General features: G+C 63.3%; 10 protein-coding genes. 2 read left to right on the plus strand and 8 right to left on the minus strand.

Going from position 1 to position 12,801, the window contains the following annotated elements:
* The first annotated feature begins 191 nt into the window (after positions 1-191).
* Positions 192-1,106 (plus strand): UTP--glucose-1-phosphate uridylyltransferase GalU, encoded by a 915-nt coding sequence (galU, locus tag EN824_RS14345; RefSeq protein WP_189343710.1) that lies wholly within the window; start codon positions 192-194, stop codon positions 1,104-1,106.
* 158 nt (positions 1,107-1,264) lie between these two features.
* Here the strand turns inward: galU and EN824_RS14350 are convergent, their stop codons facing one another.
* Positions 1,265-3,049 carry an outer membrane beta-barrel protein gene (locus tag EN824_RS14350; protein WP_189522176.1) on the minus strand — a complete coding sequence of 595 codons (1,785 nt, stop codon included), beginning with the start codon at positions 3,047-3,049 and terminating at the stop codon, positions 1,265-1,267.
* 248 nt (positions 3,050-3,297) lie between these two features.
* Here EN824_RS14350 and EN824_RS14355 point away from each other — a divergent pair, with 248 nt between their 5' ends.
* Complete coding sequence (locus tag EN824_RS14355; RefSeq protein ID WP_127278885.1) at positions 3,298-4,299, plus strand: KpsF/GutQ family sugar-phosphate isomerase; 1,002 nt, start codon at positions 3,298-3,300, stop codon at positions 4,297-4,299.
* A gap of 203 nt (positions 4,300-4,502) precedes the next feature.
* On the opposite strand, the gene EN824_RS14360 is transcribed toward EN824_RS14355, so the two are convergent.
* The 7 genes from EN824_RS14360 to EN824_RS14390 form a co-directional block, all read right to left on the minus strand.
* Positions 4,503-4,967 (minus strand): NfeD family protein, encoded by a 465-nt coding sequence (locus tag EN824_RS14360; RefSeq protein WP_127278884.1) that lies wholly within the window; start codon positions 4,965-4,967, stop codon positions 4,503-4,505.
* A 14-nt stretch (positions 4,968-4,981) separates the two neighbouring features.
* Positions 4,982-5,932, minus strand: coding sequence for an SPFH domain-containing protein (locus EN824_RS14365; protein ID WP_127278883.1), 951 nt, complete (start codon positions 5,930-5,932; stop codon positions 4,982-4,984).
* 121 nt (positions 5,933-6,053) lie between these two features.
* The gene (locus EN824_RS14370; protein WP_135915032.1) at positions 6,054-7,265 is read right to left on the minus strand and encodes an FAD-dependent oxidoreductase; all 1,212 of its coding nucleotides are present in this window, start codon (positions 7,263-7,265) and stop codon (positions 6,054-6,056) included.
* 53 nt (positions 7,266-7,318) lie between these two features.
* Positions 7,319-8,383 carry a ferrochelatase gene (hemH, locus tag EN824_RS14375; protein ID WP_135915033.1) on the minus strand — a complete coding sequence of 355 codons (1,065 nt, stop codon included), beginning with the start codon at positions 8,381-8,383 and terminating at the stop codon, positions 7,319-7,321.
* A 137-nt stretch (positions 8,384-8,520) separates the two neighbouring features.
* A complete protein-coding gene (locus EN824_RS14380) occupies positions 8,521-10,602 on the minus strand; it encodes a bifunctional UDP-sugar hydrolase/5'-nucleotidase (RefSeq protein WP_135932409.1) in 2,082 nt (693 codons plus the stop codon).
* Positions 10,603-10,790: 188 nt separating this feature from the next.
* A complete protein-coding gene (locus tag EN824_RS14385) occupies positions 10,791-11,168 on the minus strand; it encodes a hypothetical protein (RefSeq protein WP_127276968.1) in 378 nt (125 codons plus the stop codon).
* A gap of 187 nt (positions 11,169-11,355) precedes the next feature.
* On the minus strand, positions 11,356-12,801 hold the full coding sequence (locus tag EN824_RS14390; RefSeq protein WP_127276966.1) for a homospermidine synthase: 1,446 nt from the start codon (positions 12,799-12,801) through the stop codon (positions 11,356-11,358).

Below are 12,801 nucleotides of genomic sequence, written 5' to 3' on the forward strand. Positions count from 1 at the left end.
TTCTTTGTCTCAGGAAAGACCATTCATCGCCGAACCGGGTTAGGAATTAGTTTACCATAGGCGTCGCCTGGAACGAAAAGACACCTCGATGCTTTAACCGGTGGAAGTTTCCCTCAGCCGCTCCAGTAATCTTCAATTCCGGCGTGAAAATGTCGCGAGACGGGATTGCGGAGCCGGCCAGCAAACGGATAATTGGAAGCATGAAGAGAGTTCGCAAGGCAGTTTTCCCGGTCGCCGGCCTCGGCACCCGGTTTCTCCCGGCCACCAAGGCCGTTCCCAAGGAAATGCTGACCGTCGTCGACAGGCCGGTCATCCAGTATGTCGTCGATGAGGCGCGCGAGGCGGGCATCGAGCATTTCATCTTCGTCACCGGCCGCAACAAGGCGGTCATCGAGGACCATTTCGATATCCAGTTCGAGCTCTATGACACGCTGGCACAGCGCGGCAAGGACGAGCAGCTTGCCCGCCTGCAGCGGCTGCAGCCGGCGCCGGGCCAGACCAGCTTCACCCGCCAGCAGGTGCCGATGGGTCTCGGCCATGCTGTCTGGTGCGCGCGCGAACTGGTCGGCGACGAGCCGTTCGCGCTGTTGTTGCCCGACATGATCATGCAGTCGGAGAAGAGCTGCACGAAGGCGATGGTCGAACTCTACGAGGAAACCGGCAACAACATCATCGCCGTGCAGGAATGCGACCCGGCGGAGGCTCACAAATACGGCATTGTCGGCCGCGGCGAAGACACCCATCACGGCTTCCGCATCACCGAGATGGTGGAAAAGCCGAAGACCGGCACAGCGCCCTCCAACCTCTACATCAACGGCCGCTACATCCTGCAGCCGGAGATCTTCAAAATTCTCGAAGGCCAGGAGAAGGGCGCCGGCAACGAAATCCAGCTCACCGACGCGATGCTGAAGCTGGAAAAGCAGCAAGCCTTCTACGGCTATCATTATCAGGGCCGCACCTTCGATTGCGGCTCGCCGGAAGGTTTTGTCGAGGCCAATGTCGCCTTCGCGCTGTGGCGCAACGACATGAACCAGAGCATGGCCGGCGTGATCCGCACGCTTCTCGACGAGATGAAGCCATCAGAACGGCGCGGAGCAGCGTTTTAAGCCCCATACTTTCGTCATCCTCGGCGAAGCAGGAGCCAGAGAGATGCTCCAGGCCTATCACCGCAGAGGCGACCCATAAGTCGCTGCATGGATCCTGGGGTCTGCGCCGGGTCGCTTCGCTCCTTGCTACGCCCCAGGATGACGAAGTGCATACGCGTTCAGCGCTGCACTTTCATGCCGAGGTAGATGCTGTTGGCGGTGTAGTCGCGGCCGGGCAGGTTGCTGGTCAGCTTTTCGGTTCTTACGCGGGTGGTGAGGCCGGCATAGCGGTTCAGCCACCAGGTCAGGCCGGCCTCGGCGCTCAAGATCCTGTCATGGCCGTCGATGCCGACATAGTCGCGCCAGTCCAGGCCCAGTGCCGCATTCGCGGTGAGATTGGATCGGATCACGCGTTCGCCCGTCAGGCGTCCGGAGTAGAGGATATCGCCGCTTTCGCCTGATGTGGTCGTGGTCTCGACAGTGGTCTTGCCAGTCAGGCCGATCGTGCTGCCGCGTTCGGGCGACCATTTTAGATCGGCATCGACGGTGGCACCCGAAATCGCTTCAAGGCTTTTGTCGTCGATCGCTTCCCTGAGCCAGCCGGCCGAGAATTCACCCGACAGCTTCTCGCCCATGTCGACTTGCAGGCCCGCGCGGGCGCCGAGGCGCGTCGAGGAGCGCTCGAAGCCTTCATCGTCGATGCGCTGGTCATAGGCCCGGCGGCCGACCTCGATTTCGGTGAAGGGCGTGAGCGCCGGGGAAATCTCGTAGCCGGTGCGCAAGGTTGCCGTGTAGAGCGTGTTGTCTTGATCCTTCTGCGACAGCGAGGTGCCGTCGGCGAGCTTGGCGTCACCGTAGAAGTCGTGTGAGACCGCCCCGGTCAACGTGTACTGCATCTTGCCGACGGCCTTCTCGACGCCGATGCTGCCATCGATCGTCTGCCGCAGCGGCTGGGTGCTGACGCCGGCAATGGCATCGGGCGAAGACGCCGATTCCGGCACGGCTTCGTAGCCGAGCTTGGCGATGGCGCGCAATTCCTTGTCGAGGTCGACATTGAGTTGGCCTTCGATGCGGCCCTGCGCATCGTGAACCGGGTAGCCCGACACGGTTTCGCGGAAATTGCCATAGCCGTCGATGGTCGCGGAGTTTTCGCGCCAGTCGGAAGCGGCGGTAAAGCGCAGCGCCGTCTCGGACAGCAGCGCCGACGTGCCGGCACTGCTCGAATCGCCGTTCGTCGTCGCCGTCAGCCCCTGTTCGATGGTCGGCCGGATGACGAAGGAGCCCCATTTGACACCGGTGGCGGCGAACGGATCGTCCTCGGGCTTCTTGTTCTGGCCTTCGATCGCAGCGGTGCGCTCGGCGCCGGCGTCGAGTTTCTGCCTATCCACACTGTCGATGGTGAGTGCACGGCGGTTGGCCGCTTCCTGGTCCGTCGCGGTGTTGTCAGTATCGTCGGTCCTCGCCGTGGTGGTCGCCGTGGCGGTGGTGGTTGGATCCGTAGCCGCCGTGGTGCCCTTTTTCTTCTTGGACTTGTCGGCAGCCTTGTCCTTTGCCTTGTCGGCCGCGTTCTGCCTGGCGGCCGAAGTGCGGCGCGGCTTGGGCGGCGTCGGTGTGTCGGCGGAGATATCGTCGCTGGCCTGGGGCGGGTCGAAGACGCTCGTGGTCGAGTTCGCGGCGTCGGTATCGTCAGGCACGGCACCGGCGCTGGCCGGCAGATAGGTGCGCGCCGACGTATCGTCCTGCGCGGCAGCATTGGCCGCCGCTTGCTGGGCAAGAACAAGGTTTCTTGCCTTGCGCTGCTGGTCGGACAGGATCGCCGATTCCGACACTTCTCCACGCAGTTCCGTTTCCTGGGCCTGGAGTGGCGCAGGACGCAGCAAGGCAAGGACGCTGGTCGCCAGCAGCAAGGCGCAGACCGCGTTGCCCCGTCGTCCTCTCGATTTTTCTGGCTGGACCCCGGACATCGCCACCACTGCTCGCGCGGCGCATGCGCGCCATACTTACCGAACCGTAAATGGGGATGGTTAACGGAGGGTTGAGGCCGCGCGCGTCCCCGGTTCAAACGCGATTTCCGCGGGCGACAATGCGGGTCCGCGTCGTGCCTTCCGTTTTGATCCTTGTCGTTGTCCCAAATTACCGCGCACATTCGGCCGTCATGCGGAAGGCCATTTCTGTTGGACAGGCGGGCGGCAAAGCGCTAATCGCATCAGCCATGCATGCGAGACCTCTCGATAAGAAGCCCCTGGACAGGCAAGCGTCGATCGAATCGGCGCTGAGAACGGTGGCAACCGAGCAGGCCGGGATCGCGGCCCTTGCCGAGGCGCTCGAGAACGGACTGGCGGCACCCTTTGCCCATGCCGTCGACATGATCTCGAAGATCGAGGGCCGGCTCATCGTCACCGGTGTCGGCAAAAGCGGCCATATCGGTTCGAAGATCGCGGCGACGCTGGCCTCCACCGGCACGCCTGCCTTCTTCGTCCATCCCGCCGAGGCCAATCATGGTGATCTCGGCATGATCGCCAAGGACGATGCCATCATCGCAATCTCGTGGTCGGGCGAGAGCAAGGAGATGATGGGTATCGTCGCCTATTCCCGGCGGTTTTCCATTCCGCTCATCGCCGTCACCTCTGGCGAGACGTCGGCGCTGGCGCGCGCGGCCGACGTCGTGCTTTTGTTGCCACGCACCCCCGAGGCCTGCCCGCATGGCCTGGCGCCGACAACATCGACGCTGCTGCAGCTGGTCGTCGGCGACGCGCTGGCGATCGCGCTGCTCGAGGCGCGCGGCTTCACGCCGGACCATTTTCGCACCTTCCATCCCGGCGGCCAGCTTGGCGCCAACCTGACCATGGTCTCCGAGATCATGCGGGTCGGCGACCAGATGCCGCTGGCCGTCGTCGGCACCAAGATGCCGGAAGCGGTGATGACGTTGTCGCAGAAGAAGGTCGGCTGCGTCCTGATCGTCGACGCGAATGGCGAATTGGCCGGGATCATCACCGACGGCGATGTGGCGCGCAACCTGCACCGTAACCTGGCCGATGTCATCGTCGACGAGGTGATGACCCGCACACCCAAGACGGTCGACCCGCAGACGCTAGCAGGTACGGCCATCGCGCTGCTCAACGAGCACAATATCGGCGCACTGGTGGTGACCAGGAACAACATGCCGCTGGGCGTGGTGCATTTTCACGACCTGCTGCGCATCGGCGCAGCCTGAGGTGCGCTGATATTCAGGTGAGGTCGGCCTGCAAATGGCTGATTCCTGGGCTTCCCCGTTCTACTGCGTCGCAGTAGAACTGAGCTCGCGTACGAAAAGTACGCTCCGCTCCGGTTCTCGGCATCAGCCATTTTCGACTCGCCCTGACCTGAATCTCAGCACACCTGCGCGTCGGCGGCATTCAGGTAATGGCGAGCTGAAATTCAGACCTGCTCCACCGTCAATTCCAGATCGGTGTCGGCGGCGGCGGTGACGCGGACTTGGGTGCCGGCGGGCAGGTCCGGGCCGGAAACGCGCCACAGCGTGTCGCCGAGCTTGATGCGGCCACGGCCGTCGCGGATCGGTTCGGCAAGTGTCGCCATCCTGCCGATCATCTGCGCACCACGGCGGTTGAGCAGGGGCTGGTCGGTCGGCTGGTCGCGTCCGCCCATGAGTTTCTTGCCGACAAAGGCTGAAACCAGCGACAGCACGAGGAACAGCAGCACCTGGACCTGCCATGTCCAGATGGCGGCATCCCAGATCAGCAGCGACACCGCGCCGACGATCAGGGCGGCGATGCCGATCCAAAGCATGAAGAAACCCGGCGCGATGACCTCTACAACCAGCAGCACGAAGCCCAGAACCATCCAGTTCCACGGGCCGAGTTCAGAAACGATGCGGTCGATCATGAGCGTGGCCTATCTCAGTTTTCGGAGGGCCTGACGACAGGCGGACGCGCTGCCTGCCTTTGCGCACCGGTCGTGCCTTCGCTGCGGAAGACTTCCTTGGCGATCTCGCCGATACCGCCGAGCGTGCCGATCAGCGAGGAGGCTTCCAGGGGCATCAGCACGACCTTGCTGTTGGTGGCCGAACCGATCCTGGTCAAGGCCTCGGTGTATTTCTGGGCGACGAAGTAGTTCAGCGCTTGCACGTCGCCCTTGGAAATCGCTTCCGACACCACCTGGGTGGCGCGGGCTTCGGCTTCGGCGGAGCGTTCGCGCGCCTCGGCGTCGCGGAAGGCGGCTTCCTTGCGGCCCTCGGCTTCGAGGATCTGCGACTGTTTGAGGCCTTCGGCGGCCAGGATTTGCGCGCGCTTGTTGCGCTCGGCGGTCATCTGGCGGCCCATCGATTCGATCAGGTTCGCCGGCGGGTTGATGTCCTTGATCTCGACGCGGGTGATCTTGATGCCCCACGGATGCGCCGCTTCGTCGACGACGCGCAGCAGGCGCTCGTTGATGGCGTCGCGGTTGGACAACAGCTCATCGAGGTCCATCGAGCCCATTACAGTACGGATGTTGGTCATCGTCAGGTTGAGGATGGCGTTCTGCAGGCCGGCAACCTGATAGGCGGCCTGTGCCGCGTTGAGGATCTGGTAGAAAGCGATGCCGTCGACGCCGACGATGGCGTTGTCGCGGGTGATGATCTCCTGGCTCGGAACGTCGAGCACCTGTTCCATCATGTTCATCTTGGCGCCGATGCGGTCAACGAATGGTGTGATGAGGTTGAGGCCGGGGCTCAGTGTCTTGGTGTAACGACCAAAGCGTTCGACGGTATAGTTGTATCCCTGCGGAATTGTTTTGATGCCCTTGAACAGCACCAGCACGACAAGCGCGACCAGAACAACGACCGCAATATCGAAACCACTGAAATCCATTTGGTTCTCCCTCAGAGGCAGGCCGCGCGAGCCATTCCCACGCAGCCGACTTCACCAAAGACTTAAGTGTGTTTCAGCAACGTTACAATTAGGTGATGAGGGATTGTTTGCGAGTATACACTCAGCGGTTGAAGGCAAACAGGCTTGCATCCGTGTCTTCAAGCCCGCGGATCGAGGCCGGAACGATCTCGGCAGCGATGCGCGAGAAGGTGATGCCGTTGCCGCCATAACCCATCACGGCATGGATGCGCGGATGCCTGGGAATGGCGCCGATGCAAGGGAGGCCAGTGGTCGTCGTGCCGAAGGAGCCGGTCCAGGCAAATTCGGGCCTGGTGTCGAGATGCGGCAACAGCCTGCCAAGCTTTTCGGCAATCCGTTCGCTCTTGTCGGGGATGAGTTCGTCTCGCTGTGTCTCGTCGACGAAATCCTCGTCCTCACCGCCGCATACGACCCGGCCGTCGGTGGTCGCCCTGACATAGAGGTAGGGATCCGACGCCTCCCAGATGAACGTCGCACCCGGCCAGAGCTTTCGTGGCTGTGGGCGCGTCGCGATCGCCCAGGTCGAGATGATCTGGTGGGCCGCCGCCGGCACGATGTCGACCAGTTCGTAACCGGTGGCCAGGACGACATGCCGCGCCGTAATGGTGGGGCCGTCCCTGGTTGCCACGACCACCTCGTCGGCACTGTCCTTGATCGCCGTCGCTTCGACGGGCATGTAGAGACGAGCCTTGCGCCCGAGCGCCTCGAGCAGCAGTCCTGCTGTCAGCTTGCGCGGGTCGAGCGCGATGTTGCCATGGCTGAGGATGGCGCCATCGCGGTCGATGCCGAACGCCTCGGCGAGCGGCCGAGGGGTCAAGTAGGTCGCGGCGATGCCAGCTTGCCGGCGCGCTTCGGCCTCCTCACGCAGTTCCGAGGGGCCGAGCGCGGTGCCGGCCAGATAGAGCGATTGGGTTCGGCTCATGCCGCAGGTGATGCCGAGTTCGGTGACGCGGGCGGCGAGATTGGAAACGGCCAGCCGCGAGCGTCGCCAGGCCTGCCGTGCCTCGGCCTTGCCAATCATTCTCGACAGAATTGAAAGCGGCTGGTCGATTTCGAACTGCACCAGCGCCGTGGTTGCCGCCGTCGAGCCTTTCAGCGGTCCGCGGCGGTCGATGCACGCCACGGAGTGACCGTCTGCTGTCAGCGCCTCGGCCATCATGGCGCCGCTGATCCCCATGCCGATGATCAGCACATCGGTCTTGACGTCCCGGGTCAGACTGTCGGTCGGCACCGTGGGCGCGCGATAGGCCGACCAGACGGGCTGGCCGGTTCTGAGGTCGAGTTTGCGCGGCATCCACGTCTCCGGAAGGTGCGCCTCAACGCCCCGGAGTGGCGGTGGTTCCGGCTTCAGGCCCAGCCGGACAGCTCGCGCCGTACCATCGCTTCGATCACCGCCATGCCTTCCGGACTGTCGTTGAGGCAAGGAATATGGGCGAATTTTTCGCCACCCGCATGATGGAAGGTCTCGGCAGCTTCGCGGCCGATCTCGTCCAGCGTCTCGATGCAGTCGACGGAAAAGCCGGGATTGACGATGGCGATCGACTTGACGCCGTCCTTGGCCAGTTTCTCCACCGTCTTGTCGGTGTAGGGCTGCAGCCATTCCTGCGCGCCGAAGCGCGACTGGAAGGTGGTGATCAGCTTGTTCTCGCCCCAGCCCAGCCGTTCGCGCAGCAGCCGCGTCGTCTTGAGGCAGTGGCAATGATAGGGATCGCCCTTCTCGAAATAGGGTTTCGGGATGCCGTGATAGGAGGTGATGACCACCTCCGGCTCGAAATCCAGCGTTGCCAGATGTTGCTCTATAGAAGCTGCCAGCGCCTCGATGTAGACCGGCTCGTCATAGTAGGGCGGCACGCTACGGATCGCCGGCGCGCGGCGCATCTTCATCAGCGCGCGAAACAGCTGGTCGTTGGCGGTTGCGGTGGTGGTGGCCGAATATTGCGGGTAGAGCGGAAGCGACAGGATGCGGTCGCAACCTTGCGCGACCAGCCGCTCAGCCACGCTTGCCGTCGACGGATTGCCGTAGCGCATCGCCCAGTCGACGGTGACGTTGGGCAGGTCGCGCAGCGCCGCGGCCAGTTTTTCGCCTTGCGCGCGGGTATAGGTGCGCAGCGGCGACTCGTTTTTCTCCCGGTTCCAGATCCTGGCGTAGTTGGCGCCGGACTTTTTCGGCCGCGACGTCAGCACCAGGCCGTAGAGGATTGGATACCAGATCGCCTTGTTGAGCTCGATGACGCGCGGATCGGACAGGAATTCCCTGAGATAACGCCACATCGGCTTGAAATCGGTGCCGTCGGGCGTACCGAGATTGACCAGCATGACGCCAACCTTGCCCGTCCTGACCGGTGGATGGCCTGGCGGCAGCGGGCCAACCGCCTTTGCGGCGTCGGCATCTATCGAGGAAGAAAGCGTCATAAGGGTTCTCCGGATGGCGCGAACCTAACCATCTTGCGCAGGCTTTCAATGCTGCGTCTGGCCGCACCTTAGCCTTAAAAAGCGACACCCGCCCGGTTTCCCGGGCGGGTGGTGTATTCCAGGCTTCGAAGCGAAGGCTATTTCGGCGGGATGGTCAGCGTGTCGCCAATCGGAAGCCGGTGAGGCTTCTGCCCCTTGTTCGCCTCATAGATGAGTTTCCATTTGGTCGCGTCGCCATAGGCCTTCTTCGCCAGCTCCCAGTAGGTGTCGCCCGTAACGATGACATGGCTGCCGGTGGCCGGCGCGGCTTCAGCGGGCTTTGCCGGCTCGGCGGGCGCGGGTGCCGCCGGGGCTGGGGCGGCCTCGGCAGGCTTTGCCGGTTCGGCAGGTGTCGGCGGGGCCGGCGGGGGAGGCGCGTTTTCCGTCGATATGGCTGGCGGCGTGTTGGCGATATCGCCTGAGTTGGCGGGCAGTTCAGGCATCGCCGGTGCGACATCGGCGGGCTTTGCCGGTTCAGCCGGTTTGGCGGGCGCGGCCGGTGCCGGCGTCGCGGGCTTTGCTGGTTCGGCAGGCTTTGCCGGCTCGGCGGCAGGCGCCGCCGCGACCGTCGCCGCGATCTCGGTGATGCGGCCGTCGAGCTTCGGCGTATAGGGCCGGTGGGCGCCGAGATAGTCGGCAACCACCTGTTCGAGACCGGGGCCGTAATCATAAGCGTTCTTGGCCTTTTCGGCGAAGACCTTGTAGCCGTCGCCGCCCTGGCGGACATAGTTGTTGGTGGCGACCAGATAATCCTTGTCGGGATTGATCGGCGTCCAGGCGCCGTTTTCCATCACTTCCACCGACTTGACGCGGCCGGCATTGGGCGCGACCGACCTGTCGAAGGAATATTTGAGGCCCGCCACCTGCGGGAAGCGGCCGGCGCCGTCCTCGATCTGGCTGAGCCCGCCTTCGAGCCCGGCGACCAGGTCCTTGCCGGAAATCTGGAAGGTCGCCAGCGTGTTCTGGAACGGCAGCACGGTCAGCACCTCACCCATGGTGACGGTGCCCTTGTCGATCGAGGCGCGCAGGCCGCCACCGTTGGAGATGACGATCTCGACGCCCTGTCCCTTGACGCGGTCGAGGATGGCGTCGGAGACGAGGTTGCCCATCGCGCATTCCTTGGCGCGGCAGTTCTCACGGCTGCCGTCGATCACGTCGGTGGTCTCGGCCACTTCCTTGTTCTTCAAGGCCTCGATCGGCGCGCCCAGCTCCTTGATGCGGGCGAGCACCGCGGGATCGGGCGTGATCGACTTGTCGAGATGGATCGGGTCGCCGCTCGCCGATTTGACGACGCCATTGTCGTCAAACACGACCTTGAACTCGCCGAGATATTTCGAATAGGACGCCGCCTGCACCACAGGCACCTTGTAGCCGCCGGGGTTGTCGACCATCGTCGGGTAGGGTCCAGCCGCCTTCGGGTCGGTGTTGGAAAGAAGCGTGTGGCTGTGGCCGCCGACGACGACATCGATGCCGGGAATCTTGGCAATGACGTCGCGCTCCCTGTTATAGCCGATATGGGTCACGGCGATGATCTTGTTGACGCCTTCGCCCTTGAGCTTGTCGACCTCCGCCGTGATCGACTTCACGTCGTCCTCGATGGTGATGTTGGGGCCGGGGGAGGCGAGTTCGGGCGTGTCGTTGGTGACGGCGCCGATGATGCCGATCTTCTGGCCGCCGACCTCGACGACGATCGACGGCTTGACGCGGTCGCCGAGCTTGGACTGGGCGTTGGCCTTGACGTTGGCGCCGAGCACGGGGAACTTGATCATGTCGAGGAACGGCGCCAACGCCGTTTCGCCATCGTCGAATTCATGGTTGCCGAGCGCCATGGCGTCGAACTTCATGTCGTTGAGGAACTCGCCTTCGACCTTGCCCTTGTAGGTGGTGTAGAACAGCGAACCCTGGAAATTGTCGCCGGCGCTGAGCAACAGCACGTTCTGGCCTTCCAGCTTCTTGCGTTCCTGGGCGATCGCGGTGATCAGCCGACCGGCGCCGCCGATGCACTCACCCTTGGTCTCCTCCTCGGCCGAGCAGGTCGATTCATATTTGTTGTTGCCTTCGATGCGGCTGTGCCAGTCATTGATGTGCAGGATGTTCAGTGTGTAGTCGGCAAAGGATACGCCGGCCGACAGGCCAAGCGTCGACGCGGAAAGGGCGGCAATGGCGGCAAGCTTCTTCATCTTCGTCTCCCGGCAGGCTGATCCGAGGCGTCTAACGCCCTTGCTTGACTGGATATAACAGCCAGCGTTTCGATCATGTTCCCATCGCGTTCTGGCCGACGCAAGCAGAAATCCAGGTGAGCTTTGCCGGCATAAAAAGAACGGCGGCCAATGGCCGCCGTCCTTGAGCAAGCGGATGTTCGCGGGGTTCAGGTGCGTCGCGTCAGCACGAAATTCTGGCCGCCCGAACTGGTGCAGTTGAGCTGGCTGGTCGACACCAGCAGGCAGTTGAAGCTGACGCCGGTCTGGCGGATCAGCGAGGTGCCGTTGATCTGCACCGAAGTGGCGCCGGTCATCGTGTAGCTGCCATCGGCCAGCTTCTGGCCGGTGTCGGTAGCGACGGTCGTGAACTTGCCGCCGTTGAAGGTCGACAGGCCGGTGCCCTTGGCATCGATCCAGGACCCCTCGACGCCTTTCGGCGTGGTTGCCATCGGCGGCTCGCCGGGGCCGCTGGTGGTACAGGCAGCGAGCATCGAGACAACGGCGCCCGCCACGCCCATAGAAAGAACTTTGCGCGCAATAGTCATATAAAATCCTCTCCAAACGCGTCGGGTCCAAAAATCGGGCCGATTTCTGGAAAGCGCGACGCGAACGTCCAAAGTGCTGGGGTGTGCTTATGCGTCCAACGGGACGCACTCGCCACTCCAGGCCGCATCCCTTCAATCGCCCGATTTCCGGGCGATTGCAAGGCAATGGCATAGGGTCCGCGCGATGCTATCGGACGAGGATGTTGCGGAATTGCCACGGGTCGCTGCGGTCGAGGTCCTCCGGGAAGAGGCCCGGGCGCCTGTCGAGCGGCGTCCAGTCGGTATAATAGCCCTTGACCGGTCCGAGATAGGGCGACTGCACGTCGAGGCAGCGCTTGTAGTCCATCTCGTCGGCCTCGACGATGCCGGCGGCCGGATTTTCCAGCGCCCAGACCATGCCGGCCAGAACCGCCGAGGTGACCTGCATGCCGGTGGCGTTCTGATAGGGGGCCAGCTTGCGCGCCTCGGCGAGCGACAGCTGCGAACCGTACCAGTAGGCATTCTTGTCGTGGCCGTAGAGCAGGACGCCGAGTTCGTCGACACCGTCGACCAGTTCGTTCTCGTCCAGCACATGGTGCACCGGCTGCGGCTTGCCGGCGGCACCGAACATCTCGTCCAGCGACAGCATCGCATCGTTGCAGGGATGGTAGGCGTAGTGGCAGGTCGGGCGGTATTGAACCTTGCCCTTCTTGGAGCGCACGGTGAAGAAATCGGCGATCGAGATCGCCTCATTGTGCGTCACCAGCAGGCCATACTGCGGGCCCGGCGTCGGGCACCAGGAGCGCACGCGCGTGTTGGCGCCCGGTTGCTCCAGGTAGATCGCGGCCTTGGAGCCGTGCTTGTGCTTCTTGCCGTTCTTCGGCATCCAGGTCTCGTGCGTGCCCCAGCCGAGCTCGGCCGGCTGCAATCCTTCGGAGATGAAGCCCTCGACAGACCAGGTGTTCCAGAACACATCCATCGGCTTGGGCTTCTTGGTGCGCTGGGTGTCGCGCTCGGCGATGTGGATGCCCTTGACGCCGGCCTTCTTCATGAGTTTCGCCCAGCCCTCCCGGTCGTCCTGCGCGGGCTCGGAGAATTCCATGCCGAGATCGGTGGCCAAATTGACCAGCGCCTGCTTGACGAACCAGGACACCATGCCGGGGTTGGCGCCGCAGGTGGAGATTGCCGTCGCGCCGCCGGGCTTGTCGTGCTTTTCCTTGATCAGAGCTTCGCGCAGCGCATAGTTGGTGCGGCTGGCATTGTCGGCCTTGGCGTCGAAATAGAAGCCAAGCCAGGGCTCGACGACGGTGTCGATGTAAAGCACGCCGAGCTTGCGGCAGAGCCGCATCAGGTCCACCGAGCCGGTGTCGACCGACAGGTTGACGCAAAAGCCTTGGCCTGCGCCATTCGTCAGAAGCGGCGTCAAAAGCTTCCTGTAGTTCTTCTCGGTTACCGCTTCCTGGACGAAGGCGATGCCGCGCTCGTCGAGCAGCTTGCGATCGGTATCGCGCGGGTCGAGGACCGTCATGCGCGACTTGTCGAACTTGAAATGGCGTTCGATGAGCGGCAGCGTTCCGCGTCCGATCGAGCCAAAGCCGATCATCACCACGGGGCCGGTAATCTCACCGTAAACGGGCCAGTTTTCATTCGCCAT

The sequence above is a fragment of the Mesorhizobium sp. M8A.F.Ca.ET.181.01.1.1 genome (genome assembly GCF_004792025.1).
GTDB lineage: Bacteria > Pseudomonadota > Alphaproteobacteria > Rhizobiales > Rhizobiaceae > Mesorhizobium.